Here is a 19,034-nt window from a genome sequence, read left to right as displayed (position 1 = left end):
AAAAGACTATAGTATAAAAAACTATAGCCTTAACAATCAAATAATTATATATTAATTATAGTGAATCTAATTCTTTTTTTATTCTAGCATACACTTCTTCTGGTGTTCCCACACTTTCTATTTTTATTATTTTTGCTTTGCCGTTATAATAATCAAGCACAGGTTTACTCTGACTCTCAAACACTTTTAATCTATTTTTTATAGTTTCTTCATTATCATCGGCACGGCCTCTTTTTAAAAGTCTCTCTATTATTATCTTTTCAGAAGCAAATATATCTATAACAGCACTAATTTTATAATTTAGGCTGTCAAGTATAGATGATAATTCTTTTGCTTGCTCCATAGTTCTAGGGAATCCATCAAGCATAAAACCGTTTTTACAATCATCTTTGGTTATTCTTGCTTTAAGCATATCAATAACTAAACTATCTGGTACTAATTCACCTTTATCCATATAAGATTTTGCAGTTTTACCTAATTCTGTACCATTAGAAATATTTTCTCTTAGCATATCACCTGTAGCAATATGTGCTATAGAATAATCTTTTTCTATTAAAGCAGATTGAGTTCCTTTACCTACACCAGGAGCTCCTATAAAAATTATATTAAGCATATTACAACTCCTAAAAAGCATTATTATTAGTAGTATAGTAAATAATACATTTTTGTCAAATTTATTTTAAAAAATAATGTTATTTATTTATTTTTTATATTGTGAATATTGTTACCACCGCCATGAATACATTATATTTGCTCCGCTATATCCTGCGTTAAAGGATAATTCCTCTACAGCAAAGTTGCTTTCATTTATCCAAAGCATATAATATATACCAGTAGTTAGTGCAAATGCTCCAGTAAGTACCATTCCTGCTATATATATATTCATAGCAGTATTATATGTTCTTAAATCTACCTCTGGTCGGTTAGCAACATTTTGATATTGATTATAATATTTTACCATTGTAGAATCTAATATTTCACCTGCATATACATAAGTACCTATTGAAAATATAGCACTGGCTATAGTTAGTCCGAAAAATATTTTTGTGTTTCTTTCATAATTTTTAAATATTTTATCAGCTAATGTAGGTTCTTTAAATTTTTTCATATTTGGTGTAAGATTAAGAGAATTGGTACTGTCTACAGTAAATGTACCGTAATAATCTATATAATTTGTATTTGTTATTTTTAGAGAATATGTACCAAAACCAAAATATCTATTTATTACATTAGTTGGTGTTTCTTTTACACCATTTATAACCACTGAACTTTCTTCTTCTCCCGGTATATTTATCTGCACCCTAGCAGCATTTGTAAGTTTATCTAATGTGAATTGAAGGAGTATATTTTCATTAGGATTTTCAAATGAAAGCATAGTATCTATAGTTTCATAAGATTCTTTTTTGATAGTAAACCTATGGCTGTTAGTTGTAAGTGCTGGAACATATAATGTATCGCCGCTTTTTCCTACAAATATGTCATCAACATAAACAAAAGAGTCTGGAGGGCTTACATCTATTGCTATAATTCCTGTTTTATCTAAATAGCTTATTCTATTTGCTATTTCTAGGGCATAATTTGGAACTTGTTCATCTATTCTAGCTTCAGGTACTGTCATAGAATATGAAGTTATTTTTCTATCTTTGATATATGCTACATATGTTACTACATTAATATTTGGTCTTTTATATTCAACAGTTCCGAATATTGCTATATCAGAGTTTCTGGTAAATACATATTTTTTTATGTCATCTCCGAAATATTCATAATAGTTTTTTCCTATATCTACTTTTTGAATAAAATCATTAGTACCTTTTAGTATTACATTAGTTCCGTTATAGTCAAATATCATTTCGTTAGTCTGAAGTACAAATCCTTTAGTTTCAGGAGTTATTAATTTTACATTGCTTCGTACATCTCCCCAGTTGGTATAAGTTGTATATTCATAATTTGTTATTATCGTAATATTTGTTCCATTTTGTCTGCTTGTGTATGTTATATTTGTAAATTGGAATACTTTATAATCATATGCTCTTTCAAAGTCTACGGGGGTAATTGTATAATTTGTTTCAGACTGAAGCCTTATTGTTTTATTATATTCTAACTGATTGGCTATTGCATCTGCTACAGCAAATGTAATATAATTATAGTTTGTATTATCGCTTATATTTGTATATATATAGATGTCTATTTTTGCAGTTTCTGAAGTTGTATAGTACGGTCTTACTTCCTCTAGTTTTATTGGTTTTCCTCCAAATGGGTAGAGCGGTACTGAGGCAAATAATAATATTAATAATAATTTGATAATTTCTTTTCTATACATATATTCCATTTTTGTTTTTATTATTAATTCTATATTAAAAAATATCTTTTATCAATAGCAGTTATTTTATAATTTGGCTCTATAAATATCAATAGATTAGACTTACAGCAAGGCTATTCTACTGATTATTTTAGTAATTAAATATAGTTTATAAATTAGCTTTTTAAAACTGCATATATCAAAATAAAAATTCATCTTGATAAAATACAATTATTTAAAAATATCATTAGTGGCATCATACCAAAATACAAAGTCCAAATATTCCATAGGTATTTTTTCGCTTTTTGAATATTCAACTAGATTTGATTCGCAGCTTAGATAATTATTTTTTGTAAGGCTTGTTTTAGGTGTCATACCTTCAGGCAGAATGCTCAGCTTATCCATTACACGCATTATATGTCTGTCAAGTATGGCAATTTTTTGTCCGAACCCTATATTTCTAAGAAAATGACTAGCCTCTTTAAGTCCGTAGCCTTTAACTTCTTTAGCAAGCTCATTTCTTAATTCTACCATAGTATCATTTTTTAAAGCTTCATTGATTCTGTCTTTTAATACAAACTTCTCATTAGGAAAATAAATCTTTCTAGCAAGCACTATATTTTCAGCCTTCATATTATGAAATCTTACATGCTTAATAAGTATATTAGCTACTTTTTCAGCACTTCCTTTGAAAAGCAAATTATTATTATACAAATCAATTATAGCAGCCGCCCCGCTTCTAGCCTTTGTCTGAGGCGTACATATACAAAATGCAAGTTCAGCAAAAAGTCTTTTATCATTATCTCTTTTAAAAACCCTCTCAAAATATTCAAGTCTTCTTTTCATTCTCTCATGAAGAACTTTATCTTTATATATTCCCATTAAATGTTTAGCATATTCTTTATCCATAATTAGCCTCTAAAAACTAAAATATTATTAGAGTGATGATACTACTATATAAATTAAATTTCAATATATAAAATACTTTATTAATATTTAAACTCCACAGTATAATGCGTAACAGCCTCATTGGGCATAATGTATTCTCTGTTATTCATTAAAAGCTCAAGCATATCAGCCCTAGCATCATACTCCATACCAACACGTACATCTTTTATATAACTATTGGCAACATCACTCCAATAAGTTCCATCTCTAAATTCTTTTGCTGTTTTTCTCAAATAATTTATTACAATAGAATATTCTTTAATAGTATTGTACATAACTTCTATTTGTTCATAGTCCACAAGCTGTACTGCCTTATTATCAATATTAAGCATAACTTTTTCGCCTCCGCTCTGCCATACCATTAATTTATCTGTATAATCTATAGGAGTGATAACTGTCCAATCTTCATCTTTATTCGGCTCTTTATCTTTGGTTAAAAACTGATTAAGCCCTGCACTCTTTATATGAGCTTCTGTGATAGTAAAATATTCCTGCCCGCTGTCATAAGCAGCTTCTATTTCTTCATAAGGAGGTATAGGAACATAATAATATTTATTATTTATTCTATAAGTTCCATAAGGAGAGTTGTCAGATTTATAATATCTCCCATTATCAAGTTTTATCCAATTAGGCTCTTCAGGAGTTCTTATCTTTTTTTGTATATATGGCAAATCTCCTCCAGTAGTTGATAAATATTTTGCATTATTATAAGCTGAGGAATTAGGCTCTACTTGCCAATTTACGCCGTCAGTAGTTGACCATATAGTATTATCATTTTCAAAAGATTCTTTTTTAGAAGTCCAATAAGGAGGGCTTATCCATTCCCAATATTCTCTTTCGCCTTTTGCAACATATATTTTATCTTTATCATAGCGAATATTAGGATAACTTCTTTGTCCCCAAGGAGTATTAATCTTCTCCCAATTAGCACCTATAGAAGTATCTTTATTTTTATCTATTCTATAATAAACGTTCTTACTTACAGTAAATGTTCCTAAAGATGTATTTCTGCATCCGCTTGGATTTTGCTCATCAAAATCTTCTTTTAAACCAATTACATATATATAATTTTTAAACTCTACAATTTTATAACTGCTAACACCAAATCTTCCTTGAAAACTAGCATTAGGGTCTGTACTTACTGAAGGAAAAGTTTTATAAATATTATCATCAGAACCTTCTGTTGTCCAATTTATTAAATCTGATGATGTTCTTATCTCATTATTAAAAGTTATGCCTGTACGAAATGAATGATAACCTTCTTCACCTTTACAGTCTGTAGTATAAAAAGAACTTGAAGAATATGAATACTTTCCATAATAATAATCTTCATATAAAACTCTGTTTTCTTCTATTACATTCATTCTTAATAAATCATCATATCCTTTACTGTCTTTATCATAAACTACTATATTTCCGCTCTCATCTATTTGAAGTATTATGTCTTCAGCTTTTTTATTTAATGTTTTGCTTTTAGGGTCATAATCATACATATAGTCAGCTAATATATACCATTTACCTTGATATTTAAACTTCCTCTGAAAACCTCCGAATACTTCGCCGTCTTTAGCAGGCACTGGATTAACATCAACATGACTTGGTATTGTGTCTTCAGGCAATCTAAAATCAGTTGGCGGCGGTATATGTATAGGGCTTAAAAGATTAATCCCCTTACATGAAACTATTAAAACTATTATAAAAATTAGTAAAAACAATATTAAATACAATCTATTTTTCATAAGTATGGCCCCTATTTTTAAAAAATAGTAAAATTCTTTAATAAACATATTCTATATATAAATGACTTTTATATGATAAAATCATTACTTCAATTATTAATACGTATAAATAAAAAAATATACGTAAAAATTTTGTATTTTTTTGATTATTAATTTTTTAAAATAAATAAAAAATAGTTTTGAAATTAAGTATATTGATTAATTGATATATTTAATTTATAATACAAAAATACAGTTTTGAAAATTTTTAAATATATTAAATTAAAAAAGAGAAAGTTTATTATGCCTAAATTATTAATATCAAGCGACCTGCATTTAAGCCTTCAGGAAAAAGAATACTCGCTTTCAGTATTAGATGAAATATTAGAACAAGCAAAAAATTATGATGCTCTTCTTTTACTTGGAGACACTTTTAATACATTTGAGGATTTACAAGAACTAAAAGATACATTCTCAAAAAAAATAGAAAGCTATGATAAAAATGTATACTTACTTAAAGGAAACCATGAAAACCTAAAATCAAAAGGCATAACATTAAATAAATTGAAGTTTCCTGATAATTTAATAGTAATAGAAGATATAAGTTTTTTTAATATAGATAATTTAGATATTATAGCACTTCCATATAGTGAAAAATATATTATAGATAATGAATTAAATAAAAAAATAGAAAATCTAAATGCTGACAACAGGATAGTAATAGCACATGGTATAGTAGAAGGCACATTATGGGCTATAGAAGAAAATGAAGAGGCGGCAAGCATACCAATAGATATAATAAAAAAAATAGAGCCTAATATTGCTGTAGTAGGGCATATTCACAAACAAATGGAAGTTAATATTGAAAATATAGAAATAATATATACAGGTTCTGCAAGAGTATGGAGAAGAACAAAATCAGAAATGGGTGAAAGAAGATATTTGGCTATTGATATACAAAATAACTCTATAAATAAAAGTTTTATCAATATAAAAAATGCAGGTGAATACAGAGTATATGAAAGTAATATTTATAATATATCAAATTTAGAACAAAAAGCCTCTGAATGGAATATAAATGATATTATAGATATTAATATTTATGGAATAGCTGAAGATGAAAATGAGCTTGAAGAAAAAATAAACAGCATAAAAAATAAATATTCAAAATATGTACGTGATATTAATATAAAAACTAAAGAATTATTCCTGCTTGAAAATGCCCACAATGAAAGCATAATAAAAGAGTTTTTAGCTATAGCAGAAGAACATGAATTTGCTACTAATAATGAAGAAGACCTAGAGATAGTAGAAATTGCCAAACGCATAGGAATAGAAAAAATATATTCTGCTTTGCAAAATAAAAGATAATATAAACTCTATATTTTTTTTATTAATCTTTCAGCAAGAAGTTTTGCATCTATATTTTCTATACATATATGATTATTAGGACAATTTTTTCTTTTATAGCATCTAGCACATTCTAAATTTTCAACTCTTATAGTCTCGGAGTTTTTTGCTATAGGTCCAACACGTACCTCGCTTGTAGGACCGAATACTGCTATTAATGGTTTTTGAAATGCACATCCTGTATGCATTGGAAATGAATCTACTGTAACCATTCCCTTTGATTTTTTTATTAAATACGCTAGTTCTGGCAGATTAAAAAGTCCAGAACTATTTAAAACATTATTAAATCCCTTTACTATTTCTAAACATTCTTTATCATAATCGGATGTAGCTGAAACTATTATTTGTATATCCTTTAATTTTTGTATCTCTTTTATTATTTCTCTTGATTTATTTACTGATAAATCTTTAGTATCCCATCTTGAAAATGGAGAGAAAACTATATACTCATTATCTATATTAAAATTACTATTTATGCTGTATTTTATATGTTCTGTTTTTTTATTAAAATCAGCTTCTATAGTGTCAGGTAAAAAATAGTCCAAGTCAGTACCGTCATCAGGGCAATCAATAAACTTCAAAAAAGATATAAGTCCTTCTATAGCATTTATATCCTTATAATAATTACTTTTTACTCCAAACCATTTTCCCTTAGCATATTTCTTTTTAGCATGACATAAATATAAAAATATTATGCTTCTTTCAAGTCCCTGCAAATCCATAGCTATATCATAACTCTCTTTTCTTACTTCTGCTATATGAGAAATAAACTCTCTTATAGTAGAAAAAAATAATAAAGGAGATTTAAATATCTCATTTTCATATCTGTATATATCCAAAACATATAATCTGTTTATATAAGGATTGTTCTCTAATATACCTAATGCTCTTTTATCTGTTACTACATCTATTTGACAGTCAGCCTTCCATTTCTTTAATGCCCTTATAACAGGTGTCATATGTAGAACATCGCCTAAAGAAGTTTGTTTTATTAATAGTATTTTCATAAAATTATATAGCCTGCTTTATTATAATATCATAATCATATAATAATTTTATAATATATCAATAAAAAATGAATAAAAATAAAAAAAATTACTACAAACAGTATTGACAAATATTACTTTATATAGTAATATTACTATATAAAGTAATTATATATACTTAAATATTTTAATAAAGGAAATAACAATGAAAAAAAATCATATTATAATTTTTATATTAATAGCAGTATTTGTATTAGTAGGAGCATTTGGTATAAGCAGGCATGAAAATGATAAAAAGACAAACGCCTCAAATGATAAGGTAATAAAGATAGGTGTAAGCCAGATGATAGAACATGAGGCATTAGATTTGATATATAAGGGAATAGAAGATGAACTTAATAAATACTATAATAACAGCAATAAAAAAATAGTAATAGACTATAAAAATGCTCAGGGGGACACCGCAAACTGTAATACTATAGCACAAAAATTTGTTAATGATAAAAGCGATATCATAATAGCAATAGGTACTCCTGCAGCTCAGTCGGCTGTAAATCTCACCAAAGACATACCAATAATAGCTTCGGGAATAGGAGATCCAATAGGGGCAAAATTAGTCACCAATCTCAATAAACCTAATGTAAATGTAACAGGCACCATAAATCTCCCTCCTATAGAAAAACAAATAGAACTCATGCATACATTACTTCCTAATGCCAAAAAAATAGGACTTTTATACTGTTCAAGCGAAATTAATTCATTATATCAGATAAAATTAGCAAAAGAGAAATTGGATTCACTAGGACTTGAATATATAGATCTAACAGTTGCAAATGCAAATGAAATACAGCAGATGATGATAAGTGCAGCAGATAAAGTTGATGCTATATTTTCACCTACTGATAATATAATAGCAAACAGTATGGCAAATGTTGCTATGATAGAAGAAAGCGAAAAACTTCCAGTTATATGTGCTGATGCTAGTATGACAAAAATAGGAGGCACTGTAACATATTCTGTTAATTATTATGATATGGGAGTTCTTACTGCTAAAAAAGCAATAGAAGTTTTGGAAGGCATCAAAGATATAAAAAACATACCTATTGAAACAGTTGACAGCTACAATTTTGTTGTAAATACAAATATGATAAATAGATTGGGACTTACTATACCTAGTGATATATATATGAATTAAAAACAAGTTCCATATTTTTTAGATACTACATAACACAAAAACCTGCAGTTTAATACTGCAGGTTTATTTATTTTATAAAAATAAAAATACTATTAGGCAAAATCTTTTAAGTGTCCAGATGATACTTTTTTGAAAGCCCTTAAATAATATTTAATATCGTCCAAATCTCTTATAGATAATACTTTATGCATTAAAAACTGCGGAGTAAAACTTAGATTATAAAGTTTTTGTACCCATTCTTTTATTTCCTCTTCGCCTACATCAGTTTTCATTATAGCTTTACGCATATCATAATCTTCCCAATTTTCTGTAGTAAGCCAATTTTCTTTTTTACATTGATTAAATAACTCTGTTCCAGGATAAGGTATTATAATTGTAGCCTGCATAGTTTTAGCATAACCTTTAAGAAGAAGTTTTTTAGTAAGCTCATAAGTTTTCTCAATATCCTCTTCAGTTTCCCAAGGATAGCCAAGCATTACAGTTACATGAGGAGAAAGTCCTGCATTTGATGCTGCCTTACAAGATGGAAGTATCTCTTCAACCTTATTTCCTTTTTTAAGTTTGTCCAATGTATTCTGACTTGCCGATTCCAAACCAAATAATAAAAATCTAAATCCAGCTTTTTTCATAAGTCTGTACTCATCTTCATTACATGCCCCAAAACGCATATTGCAGTCTATATTAACTTTTTTATTTAGCTTTTTATCTATCATAAAATTACAAAAATCATTAAGCCATTTTTTTACTGGAAAACAGCCTGTATCGTCCATTATCTCTTTAATATTATATTTATTATAAAGAAACTCCACCTCATCAACCACATTTTCAGCAGTTCTTGCACGGAAATTTGTATATATACCAGTCCAAGAGCAGAAAGTACATCTATGATGCCAGCAGTCTCTTCCAGCCATTATATAAGTACCTGGTATTCTTTTGAAGTTGCCATTATCATATGCGTATCTCTGCCACTGAGTTAAATCTCTGTCTATAAATGGAAGGCTTTTTAAATCATGTCTTAATTCAAAAAATCCTGTATTTTTTATACTATTATTTTCTCTATAATATATACCTTTTTCTAACTGAGTTTTTCCATTAAGATGCTCTATTAAGTTTAAAAGAAGAAAATCATAATCCCCGCCCATTAATAAATAATCAACTTTGCAGTTATTCATAGTCTCTTCTGGCATAGCGGTAACATGGTCTCCAGCAATAACCACTATCATATTTGGGTATTTAGCTTTCAAGTCATTAACTATTTTCCAAGCCTTATATATAACAGGGGTTTTTACCTCAAAAAATAATAAATCTGGAGTTTTCTCATCTAAATATTTATACCATTGTTCAGTTGTCATATTTCTAGCAATGGCATCAACAAAGTCCACATCATAACCCGCATTTTTTATCATAGTTGCTGCAGTAGCTGGTACTACTGGGTAAATATATGTAGGGCTTTTAAACCATTGAAATTGTCTATTTTGAGATAATAATGCTACTCCTCTGTCGCTTTCAAATGGCGGATAGCCTATGTATATCTTATTTATCTTATTACTCATAAATTGATTTGCCTTTTTACTAAATTACTAAATATTAAAAAATTATTATACTTTAATAAGTAAAAATGTAAATAAGTTCATAATGTAAAAAAATATTATCCTTTCTTTCCGCCCATATCCATATACTGACTATACATAGGTGAAGGAAGACCAAATCCTCCTGCTACGGGCATAGTTTCACCTGTTATAAATGATGAATAATCGCTTGCAAAGAAAAGTACTGCATTAGCAATATCTTCAGGCTCTGCTGGTCTGTTTAATGGAACATTTTTTAAAAACAATTTCAAAAAATCTTCTGACATATTTTCCATAGCAGCATCAGTTGCAACAAAGCCAGGAAGTACAGCATTGCATCTTATATTTTGTCTTGCATACTGAACAGCAATATTTTTTGTAAGAAAATTGATTGCCGATTTTGATATGCCGTATGCTAGTCTTGACATATCTGGAAATATGCCGCCTACTGAAGAAATATTAATTATACTTCCTCCGCCAGTATTAATCATATGCTTAACAGCAGCCTTTGAAGGAAGATAAACACTTTTTAAGTTTTCATTAACTATATTAAAAAATGCATCAGTATCACCGTTAATTAAATCAAAATCTTTATTAGTATCAGTAGTACCGAAATTATTAACTAGTATATCTATTCTATTTTCTTTTTTTACTGTCTCTTCAATCATAGAAGTAAAAGTTTCTTCTTTAGAAGCATCAAAATATACCGTGTCAGCCTCTCCGCCATTTTTTATAATTTCATCGACTATTTTCTTACCTGCATCAAGTCTTCTTACAGCTAAATAAACCTTTGCTCCATTTTCAGCTAGTTTTTTTGAACATGCTAAACCTATACCTCTGGTTGCTGATGTTACTAGTGCTATTTTTTTATCTAAAAGTTTCATTTACTTAAATCTCCTTTTTACAATGTTTATATTAAATAATTATATTCTATTTAATAATTATTTCTATAAAATATATAATTATTTTAAAGTTCTATATTTTATAAAAAATACTGCTGTTACTATAAAAGTTAAAACTTCTGTAATAGGCATAACATACCATATACTCTCTTTTGCAAATATTAAAGGCATTACAAATATTAAAATACCGCTTATTATAAGACCTCTCAATATTGCAATTATAAATGAATAAGCTGGTTTCATTATAGCCTGAAAATAGTATGTGGCATATATATTAAATGGGAGTATTAAGAATGATATAAAATAAGCTCTCATAATATTTTTTGATATACTCAAAGCTTCATCTGAAGGCTTCATAAATGCTTTCATTAAGAAGTCAGTATTAAAGTATGTAAATAAAGTAGAAACTATTGCCAATATTAAAGCTGTAAATATACCATATTTCACTGCAGATTTTATTCTGTTCATATTGCCTGCTCCAAGATTAGCAGATATTATAGGCTGTGCTGCTTGTCCTATTGCATAAGCTGATGACTGAACTAATATATTAATATTAATTATTACAGAGTACACTGCCAATGCTGAAGAGTTAAAATATTTCATTATCTGATTATTAAACATTAAAGCAAGTATTCCCATTGCTATATCTATAAAAAACGTAGAAAAACCAATTGATACTATATTCTTTGATAATGAAAATAATTTATTTACTTTTACAAATTTTAAAGTATTCTTTTTTGTAAATAGATGAGATATTAAAATTAAAGCAGTAATAACCTGTCCTATAGCGGTGGCAAGACCAGCACCGAATATACCCATATCGCATACAAATACAAAAAAGTAATCACCAAATATATTAAATATTCCGCCAGCCATAACAGCAATAGTAGCTTTCATAGGGGCATTATCATTTCTAAGATACGCAGCAAAAAATTGACTGAAAGCAAATAAAGGAAGGATTATTTTTATAGGAAGAAAATATATTTTAGCCAATCTTAAAAGCACATCATCAGCACCGAAAAAATAAAGTATATTATCTTCAAATACTATTGATAAAACCCAAATTATAAATATGACTATTGATAGAGCAATGAATGAAGAAGTAAAGAAAATATTTGATTTTTCATGTTCTCCAGAGCCTCTTGCCTTACTAAAAAGAACAGAACCTCCTATACCAAATAACATTCCTATGCTGTATATTATATTCCATATAGGAGCAAATACCGCCAAAGCAGCAGCTCCATTATCACCTTCGTACTGACCAACCATAGCAACATCTACTATAGAATAAATAGCAGCTATTAAAGCACTTCCGAAACTTGCATACAAATACTTAAAAAATATTTTTTTCACATCCGTTTTTAGAATATCCATAAAATAAACCCTTACAAAAAAATAAAAGGCTGGAAAAGAAATCTAATAATTAGACATCTTATCCAACCTTTGGTATTTTCTATTTCCAATAAGTCCTCCGATGAACTTAATTACATTATACCATATACTTTTTAAAAGTCAAATTTAGGACTAATAACATACTATATTTCTAATAGTTATAATAATTTATTTATTAATATTATTTATTGATATTTTTTTGTATTAAGTGTATTATAAGTATATAAATACTATGGAAGATTTTTAATATATGAGAAGATTAATTTTTACATTTATTTTAATGTCTGTATTATCAGCATTGGCTTATTCTTTTCCATATAAGATGTACACTGGAATGACAGGTGCATTGCGTTTGGGCGGTACTATTTATGTTAATAATGATAGAATAGGTACTAAAAAATATACATTATCAAGTCCTATTATGATTAACTTCGGAATACTTAGAAACTTTGATATATTTGCAAGAGTACTTCCTATGACGTATCTTCCAGAATTAGGTGTTGGTGTAGAAGGAGAGCCCCAGTTTTCAATAATGCCTAGATTTCAGTTTTTTAATGGCTTTATAGGAGCTGTTGAAGTATTATTCCCAGGCTCATCAAAACAAAAATTTGGTCTTAATCCTCAAATACATTATTTAATAGGATTAGGAGATTTTTTAACTATGTATGCCAACTTAGAAGTTCCTATGTATTTTAATGATCCTAGAGGCGTAGTAGAATCTTTAAGGCTTAAAATGGCTTTAGGAGTATACCCTGGAGCTTTATTCGGATTTTCTCTTGCTGGTATATATTTAGAGTATCATATAGCCTATGATTTCTATAATAGTGCATTTTTATATCTTAATCATTTGGGATTAGGACTTTATCTTGTACTTAACAGCGATGCAAGTCTTTCATTAAACTTTACTCCTTATTTGGAACAGCTTGCAAGCGGATTTTATTTTGGTATAGGTGTATCATTGTCATACACTTTGGATTTTAATAAGTTTAGAAGATAACTATTGACTTTTTTTACATTTTTATATAATCTACTTCAATGATTAAATACTATATTTTTTTAATAATGATAACAGCAAATGCACTATTATATTCTATAGTAATAGTGGAGGATAAAGTTAATAAAAAAAGTATGTATGAATGGGAAAATATAGAATATTCTCTCCTTTATACTGGAGATGCTGGTAAGTTCAAACCGTCTGGCATTAATGAAAATGCTATAAGTGATTTTGAAGTTATTAATAAAGAAATAGAAATGGAAACTATACATAAAGATAATGAAGTTCCTACTATGAATTATAAAATAACTTATACACTTAAACCCATTAGAAAAGGAAAATTAAAAATACCTGAACTAGAAGCTGCATACTATAACGTAGAAAGAGGAAATAGTTTAGTGCCTCAGGAACAATTAATTAAAGAATATAATATAAGGGTCTTCAGTTCTTGGTTTATATTAATTATGATAGGGCAATGGGTTGTTATAATTCTTATAGCTTTTTTAATATTTAAGTTTATAAAAGAACAGCATAATTTTAATAAAAAAGCATTTGAAAATAAAAAAAACTATAAAATAGGAAGTTGACATGACAGAAAATAATTCTTTGCAGGCTATTTCTGAAGCCTCAAAAATGGCACTTGATGTTGTGCAGGCTATAAAAAGCGAAATAAAAAAAGTAATAATTGGTCAGGAAAATATGATAGACAAACTTCTTTTGGGTATTATATGTGATGGGCATGTATTATTAGAAGGAGTACCTGGGCTTGCTAAAACTTTAACTGTAAAATCATTGGCAAGTACTATAGATGCAAGCTACAAAAGAATACAGTTTACACCCGATTTACTTCCTGCTGATATTGTGGGAACAGAAATTTACGATATAAAAAACTCGGCATTTGTACCAAAACAAGGACCAATATTTTCAAATATAATATTGGCAGATGAAATAAACCGTTCGCCTGCTAAAGTACAGTCTGCTCTTTTAGAGGCTATGGGTGAACATCAGGTTACTATAGGAGATACTACTTATCAGCTGCCCGATGTATTTTTGGTACTTGCAACTCAAAACCCTATAGAACAGGAAGGTACTTATCCATTACCAGAAGCACAAGTTGACAGATTTATGCTCAAAGTAATAGTAAAATACCCTACTAAAAGCGAAGAGAAAACTATTATAAAAAATATGTCTTCTTCAAAACCAGAAGAATTAAAATCAATAACTACTATAGAAACTATAGAAAAATTAAGAAAATTGGCTAATCAAATACATATAGAAGAAAGATTAATTGATTATATAGTTAATATTATAGACGCCACTAGAAATCCAAAAGAATATAAACTTCAAAGTGAATATATAGAATACGGTGCTTCTCCAAGGGCTGGAATATACCTTACAAAAGCAGCAAAAGCTAATGCTATGATGCAGGGAAGGGGATTTGTTATGCCAGAAGATATAAGAGCAGTTGCTTATGAAATATTAAGGCATAGAATAAGCATAAGCTATGAAGCACAGGCAGAAAATATTAATAGCGATATGATAATAGAAAACTTGCTTGCTAGTATAAATGTGCCTTAAAAAAATATACTTGAAAAATAAAAAGCCTATATAATAATTTTATATAGGCTTTTTTATAAGGTAAGCATTTATTAATCAAATAAAAACAAACTAAAGCTGCTTTGAACCGCATAAACCTCCAAAATGTTCAAAGCAGCTTTATATGCATAACACTTTAAAATCATGAAATTTAGTTTACATCATTAAAAGTATTAAGCAAAAATAACCTCCTTTAAAAATTTAACATAAACCTCTAAAACGATTTAATTTTATAAATCAGCTTTATTTAACATATTAGACGTATAAATCTATAAAAAGTTCCCTATAAAAAATTGCTAAAAATAAAATTTATATAATTATTTATTGAAATATTTTCAAACAGCGTCATTAAAAATTAAATAATAATTTTGGATAAAACTGCAGTATACTACTATAAAGCAGTTTTATCCGTTTTAATATTGTACAACACTGTAAAACTTTTATAAATATGTCATTCAAAAGTTTTAAGCGAAGGCATATTAAAATAAATATGCTTTTAATTTAACACAAACCTCCAAAATATATAATCATATATCTGTTTGATATATTAGACGTATAAATATTAAAAAAGTTTCATATTAAAATATAAAATAATAAAAAAATTATGATTAAGTCTTGAAATAATATATATTATTTAGTATAATATATTTATTAGTAATTAATATCAATAAGGAGATTTTAATATGTCTGATAAAAAATTAACAACTGAATTTGGGGCTCCAGTTGAAAACAATCAAAACTCAATTACAGCAGGACCTAGAGGACCTATGCTTCTTCAAGATGTATGGTTTATGGAGAAGATGGCACATTTTGATAGAGAGGTAATACCAGAAAGAAGAATGCATGCAAAAGGTTCTGGGGCATACGGTACATTTACAGTTACACATGATATAACACAGTATACCAAAGCAAAAATATTTTCTGAAATAGGAAAGAAAACTGATTTATTTGTAAGATTTTCTACAGTAGCTGGAGAGAGGGGAGCTGCAGATGCCGAGAGAGATATCAGAGGATTTGCAATTAAATTCTATACAGAAGAAGGAAACTGGGATTTGGTAGGGAATAATACTCCAGTATTTTATTTTAGAGACCCTTTAAAATTCCCAGATTTAAATCATGCTGTAAAAAGAGACCCTAAAACAAATATGAGAAGTGCTCAGAATAAATGGGATTTTTTAACTTCTTTGCCTGAAGCTATTCATCAAATAACAATAGATATGAGTGACAGAGGAATACCTTATAGCTACAGATATATGCATGGTTTCAGCAGTCATGCTTATAGTTTTATAAATAAAGATAATAAAAGATTTTGGGTAAAATTCCATTTCAAAACTCAGCAGGGCATTAAAAATCTTACTGATGAAGAAGCAGCAGCAGTAATAGCAAAAGACAGAGAAAGCTCTCAAAAAGATTTATTTGAAGCTATAGAAAGAGGAGATTATCCAAGATGGAATATGAAGATTCAGATAATGACAGAAGAACAAGCTAATGCAAGCAAAAGAAATCCATTCGATCTAACTAAAACTTGGTCTCAGAAAGAATATCCTTTAATTGATGTAGGAGTTTTAGAATTAAATAGAAATCCTGAAAATTATTTTGCAGAAGTAGAACAGTCAGCATTCAGTCCTTCTACAATAATTCCGGGAATTGGTTTTTCTCCAGACAGAATGCTTCAAGGAAGATTATTCTCATATACTGATACTCAAAGATATAGACTTGGCGTTAATTATTCAAGCATACCAGTAAATGCTCCTAAGTTTAAAGCTAATACTTATCATAGAGACGGATATATGAAAGTAGATTCTAATAATGGCTCTAAAGTAGAATATGAACCAAACTCTCAGGGTGAATGGAAAGAGCAAAAAGAGTATGCTGAGCCTCCTCTAAAACTTTATGGTGATGCTTTCAGATATGATTACAGAGAAGATGATGATGATTACTATACTGATGCAAGAGCTTTATTTAATCTTATGACTGATGAGCAGAAAAAAGTATTATTTGAAAACACGGCAAGAGATATGAACGGCGTTACTAAAGAAGTAAAATTAAGACATGTTAAAAATTGTATGAATGTGGACAAAGCCTACGGATTAGGTGTACTTAAAGCTTTGGGCATTGATGAGAAAGATATATGATAATTTTTTAGTATAATGATTTTGAAAAAAATATAAAAACAATCAAACTATTATTACAGCTAATATCTTTTTTAATAAAGGTATTAGCTTTTATTTTATAAAATAATAAAAGATATAATAAAAGAGAGCCATAAAAAACAGCTCTCTTTTTATTAAGATTATTAATATTTTATTATAAAAAAGTAAATAATACTTATTTTTCTACTTCTTTATATTTAATCAATGCTTCTTTTAATATATTCATAGCTTTTTTCAAATCATTAGAATCTAAAGCATAAGAAATTCTAACTTCATCTTTACCCAAGCCTTCAGTTGCATAGAAACCTTCAGCAGGAGCAAACATAACAGTTTCTCCATTAATATTAAAATCTTTCAAAAGCCATATTATGAAATCTTCAGCATTTTTAACAGGAAGTTTTGCAAGTACATAAAAAGCTCCTTCAGGTTCTCTTGCAATAACACCTTCCATTTTATTAAGCTCTTCAAATATAATTCTTCTTCTGTAATCATACTCTTTTAAAGCTGCGTCAAAATAATGATCTGGAAGTTCATACAAAGCAACAGCTCCAAGCATATCCAAAGTAGGAAGAGAAAGTCTTGCTTGACATTCTCTGAATACTGCAGTCATTAATTTTTTATTTTTACTTATAAGACAGCCTATTCTAGCTCCACATGCAGAGAATCTTTTTGATATGGAGTCTATTATAACAACATTTTCTTCTATATCTTTGTAAGTACCAAAACTAATTGCTGTTCTGTCTCCATAAACAAACTCTCTGTAAACTTCATCGCTTATCAAAAACAAATCATATTTTTTTACTATGTATGCTATATCGTCCATCTCTCTTTTAGTGTACACAACACCTGTAGGATTAGAAGGATTTGCAAGCATAAATGCTTTAGTTTTAGGAGTTATATGTTTTTCTATTTCCTCGCGGCTAGGCAAATGGAAACCGTCTTCAGCATAAGTTCTAACAGCATTGTATTTAATATCAAATACATCATAGAAACTTTTGTAATTAGCATACAAAGGCTCAGAAACTAATATCTCATCTCCCTCATCAAATATAGCAAGCATAGCAAAAGATATAGCTTCAGAACCTCCGCTAGTGATAACTATATCCTCTACATCATAATGAATACCTAATTTTTCATAATATTTTTGTATTCTATCAATAAGCAAAGCCAATCCTCTTGAATGCTCATATCTGAGAGTTGTACCGTTATATTTAGAAATTGCTTCAAAAAATATCTTAGGAGTTTCTATATCTGGCTGACCAATATTAAGATGGTAAATCTTAATTCCTCTTTTTACAGCATCTTCTGCATAAGGGTTCAATTTTCTAACAGGCGAAACTTTTAATCTTTGAATTCTTTTAGATATATCCATAACACTTCTCCAATAATTATTATATATAGTAATCTAAAAAAACAAGATATATCAAATTATAAAAATTGTCAATATACTTAATAAAAAATTTGTTAAAGAATACTATGTTTTAAAAAATATTTTAGTATGTAATTATTAATTTTTTGTTTATATAATATTTGTGCAGCATAGAAATTTTACAGTTTTATAAAAGATGTTATATGTACTTTTGCTTAAGTATATATTATGAACTATCAAAATCTTAAGTTTAAAACATTATAAATCTTTATTGATTTAGTTTTATAGCAAGTCTATTCTTATACCGAAAATTATTATATATAAATTTGAGGCTTTATTATGAAAATAAATATTTTAGATGAAATTATAATTTTTGAAGATAGAAATTTATATCCTGCTTTTCCTAGTATTATCAAACTTGATAATAATAAATATTTAGTAAGTTTTAGACTAGCACCAAAAATAAAAAACATTATTCTCATCTTCATTCATTAAGCAAAT

General features: G+C 28.1%; 16 protein-coding genes. 7 read left to right on the top strand and 9 right to left on the bottom strand.

The annotated features are described in order from the left end of the window. Positions 1-55: 55 nt before the first annotated feature. The 4 genes from KQ44_RS05655 to KQ44_RS05640 all read right to left on the bottom strand — a co-directional run bounded on the left by KQ44_RS05655 (position 56) and on the right by KQ44_RS05640 (position 4,989). The gene (locus tag KQ44_RS05655; protein WP_096736596.1) at positions 56-613 is read right to left on the bottom strand and encodes an adenylate kinase; all 558 of its coding nucleotides are present in this window, start codon (positions 611-613) and stop codon (positions 56-58) included. 111 nt (positions 614-724) lie between these two features. Then, positions 725-2,323 (bottom strand): PEGA domain-containing protein, encoded by a 1,599-nt coding sequence (locus KQ44_RS05650; protein ID WP_096736595.1) that lies wholly within the window; start codon positions 2,321-2,323, stop codon positions 725-727. A 210-nt stretch (positions 2,324-2,533) separates the two neighbouring features. After that, positions 2,534-3,211 carry a transcriptional regulator gene (locus KQ44_RS05645; RefSeq protein WP_013113036.1) on the bottom strand — a complete coding sequence of 226 codons (678 nt, stop codon included), beginning with the start codon at positions 3,209-3,211 and terminating at the stop codon, positions 2,534-2,536. An 80-nt stretch (positions 3,212-3,291) separates the two neighbouring features. After that, entirely contained in the window at positions 3,292-4,989 is a 1,698-nt protein-coding gene (locus KQ44_RS05640; RefSeq protein ID WP_096736594.1) for a hypothetical protein, read from the bottom strand. 282 nt (positions 4,990-5,271) lie between these two features. Here KQ44_RS05640 and KQ44_RS05635 point away from each other — a divergent pair, with 282 nt between their 5' ends. Continuing rightward, entirely contained in the window at positions 5,272-6,339 is a 1,068-nt protein-coding gene (locus tag KQ44_RS05635; RefSeq protein WP_096736593.1) for a metallophosphoesterase, read from the top strand. An 8-nt stretch (positions 6,340-6,347) separates the two neighbouring features. Here KQ44_RS05635 and KQ44_RS05630 read toward each other — a convergent pair whose 3' ends face one another. Beyond that, positions 6,348-7,385 carry a glycosyltransferase family 9 protein gene (locus tag KQ44_RS05630; protein WP_096736592.1) on the bottom strand — a complete coding sequence of 346 codons (1,038 nt, stop codon included), beginning with the start codon at positions 7,383-7,385 and terminating at the stop codon, positions 6,348-6,350. A gap of 184 nt (positions 7,386-7,569) precedes the next feature. Between KQ44_RS05630 and KQ44_RS05625 the strand changes: the two genes are divergently transcribed. Further along, the gene (locus tag KQ44_RS05625) at positions 7,570-8,559 is read left to right on the top strand and encodes an ABC transporter substrate-binding protein (protein WP_096736591.1); all 990 of its coding nucleotides are present in this window, start codon (positions 7,570-7,572) and stop codon (positions 8,557-8,559) included. A 92-nt stretch (positions 8,560-8,651) separates the two neighbouring features. On the opposite strand, the gene KQ44_RS05620 is transcribed toward KQ44_RS05625, so the two are convergent. The 3 genes from KQ44_RS05620 to KQ44_RS05610 all read right to left on the bottom strand — a co-directional run bounded on the left by KQ44_RS05620 (position 8,652) and on the right by KQ44_RS05610 (position 12,403). Beyond that, positions 8,652-10,112 (bottom strand): radical SAM protein, encoded by a 1,461-nt coding sequence (locus KQ44_RS05620; RefSeq protein WP_096736590.1) that lies wholly within the window; start codon positions 10,110-10,112, stop codon positions 8,652-8,654. 95 nt (positions 10,113-10,207) lie between these two features. Further along, positions 10,208-11,011: an SDR family NAD(P)-dependent oxidoreductase gene (locus KQ44_RS05615; protein ID WP_096736589.1), complete on the bottom strand. Its 804-nt coding sequence runs from the start codon at positions 11,009-11,011 to the stop codon at positions 10,208-10,210. Positions 11,012-11,089: 78 nt separating this feature from the next. After that, positions 11,090-12,403 (bottom strand): MATE family efflux transporter, encoded by a 1,314-nt coding sequence (locus KQ44_RS05610; RefSeq protein WP_096736588.1) that lies wholly within the window; start codon positions 12,401-12,403, stop codon positions 11,090-11,092. A gap of 268 nt (positions 12,404-12,671) precedes the next feature. Here KQ44_RS05610 and KQ44_RS05605 point away from each other — a divergent pair, with 268 nt between their 5' ends. The 4 genes from KQ44_RS05605 (at position 12,672) to KQ44_RS05590 (ending at position 17,146) form a co-directional block, all read left to right on the top strand. Next, complete coding sequence (locus tag KQ44_RS05605) at positions 12,672-13,418, top strand: hypothetical protein (RefSeq protein ID WP_096736587.1); 747 nt, start codon at positions 12,672-12,674, stop codon at positions 13,416-13,418. A 65-nt stretch (positions 13,419-13,483) separates the two neighbouring features. Further along, positions 13,484-14,002 (top strand): BatD family protein, encoded by a 519-nt coding sequence (locus KQ44_RS05600; RefSeq protein WP_096736586.1) that lies wholly within the window; start codon positions 13,484-13,486, stop codon positions 14,000-14,002. Position 14,003: 1 nt separating this feature from the next. After that, positions 14,004-14,993 carry an AAA family ATPase gene (locus KQ44_RS05595; protein ID WP_096736585.1) on the top strand — a complete coding sequence of 330 codons (990 nt, stop codon included), beginning with the start codon at positions 14,004-14,006 and terminating at the stop codon, positions 14,991-14,993. Positions 14,994-15,694: 701 nt separating this feature from the next. Further along, positions 15,695-17,146, top strand: coding sequence for a catalase (locus tag KQ44_RS05590; RefSeq protein ID WP_096736584.1), 1,452 nt, complete (start codon positions 15,695-15,697; stop codon positions 17,144-17,146). A 193-nt stretch (positions 17,147-17,339) separates the two neighbouring features. Here the strand turns inward: KQ44_RS05590 and KQ44_RS05585 are convergent, their stop codons facing one another. Next, positions 17,340-18,536, bottom strand: a complete 1,197-nt coding sequence (locus KQ44_RS05585) for a pyridoxal phosphate-dependent aminotransferase (RefSeq protein WP_096736583.1) — start codon at positions 18,534-18,536, stop codon at positions 17,340-17,342. A gap of 336 nt (positions 18,537-18,872) precedes the next feature. On the opposite strand from KQ44_RS05585, the gene KQ44_RS14870 reads away from it, so the two are divergent. Next, positions 18,873-19,028: a hypothetical protein gene (locus KQ44_RS14870; RefSeq protein ID WP_240516500.1), complete on the top strand. Its 156-nt coding sequence runs from the start codon at positions 18,873-18,875 to the stop codon at positions 19,026-19,028. Positions 19,029-19,034: the final 6 nt, after the last annotated feature.

Source organism: Brachyspira sp. G79 (assembly GCF_002379365.1).
GTDB lineage: Bacteria > Spirochaetota > Brachyspiria > Brachyspirales > Brachyspiraceae > Brachyspira.
This window is presented reverse-complemented; position numbering and strand designations above follow the sequence as displayed.

Bases quoted from the DNA above. Each gene is read 5' to 3' on its own strand.
- KQ44_RS05655 (WP_096736596.1), bottom strand. From the start codon at position 613: ATGCTTAATATAATTTTTATAGGAGCTCCTGGTGTAGGTAAAGGAACT.
- KQ44_RS05650 (WP_096736595.1), bottom strand. From the start codon at position 2,323: ATGTATAGAAAAGAAATTATCAAATTATTATTAATATTATTATTTGCC.
- KQ44_RS05645 (WP_013113036.1), bottom strand. From the start codon at position 3,211: ATGGATAAAGAATATGCTAAACATTTAATGGGAATATATAAAGATAAA.
- KQ44_RS05640 (WP_096736594.1), bottom strand. From the start codon at position 4,989: ATGAAAAATAGATTGTATTTAATATTGTTTTTACTAATTTTTATAATA.
- KQ44_RS05635 (WP_096736593.1), top strand. From the start codon at position 5,272: ATGCCTAAATTATTAATATCAAGCGACCTGCATTTAAGCCTTCAGGAA.
- KQ44_RS05630 (WP_096736592.1), bottom strand. From the start codon at position 7,385: ATGAAAATACTATTAATAAAACAAACTTCTTTAGGCGATGTTCTACAT.
- KQ44_RS05625 (WP_096736591.1), top strand. From the start codon at position 7,570: ATGAAAAAAAATCATATTATAATTTTTATATTAATAGCAGTATTTGTA.
- KQ44_RS05620 (WP_096736590.1), bottom strand. From the start codon at position 10,112: ATGAGTAATAAGATAAATAAGATATACATAGGCTATCCGCCATTTGAA.
- KQ44_RS05615 (WP_096736589.1), bottom strand. From the start codon at position 11,011: ATGAAACTTTTAGATAAAAAAATAGCACTAGTAACATCAGCAACCAGA.
- KQ44_RS05610 (WP_096736588.1), bottom strand. From the start codon at position 12,403: ATGGATATTCTAAAAACGGATGTGAAAAAAATATTTTTTAAGTATTTG.
- KQ44_RS05605 (WP_096736587.1), top strand. From the start codon at position 12,672: ATGAGAAGATTAATTTTTACATTTATTTTAATGTCTGTATTATCAGCA.
- KQ44_RS05600 (WP_096736586.1), top strand. From the start codon at position 13,484: ATGATAACAGCAAATGCACTATTATATTCTATAGTAATAGTGGAGGAT.
- KQ44_RS05595 (WP_096736585.1), top strand. From the start codon at position 14,004: ATGACAGAAAATAATTCTTTGCAGGCTATTTCTGAAGCCTCAAAAATG.
- KQ44_RS05590 (WP_096736584.1), top strand. From the start codon at position 15,695: ATGTCTGATAAAAAATTAACAACTGAATTTGGGGCTCCAGTTGAAAAC.
- KQ44_RS05585 (WP_096736583.1), bottom strand. From the start codon at position 18,536: ATGGATATATCTAAAAGAATTCAAAGATTAAAAGTTTCGCCTGTTAGA.
- KQ44_RS14870 (WP_240516500.1), top strand. From the start codon at position 18,873: ATGAAAATAAATATTTTAGATGAAATTATAATTTTTGAAGATAGAAAT.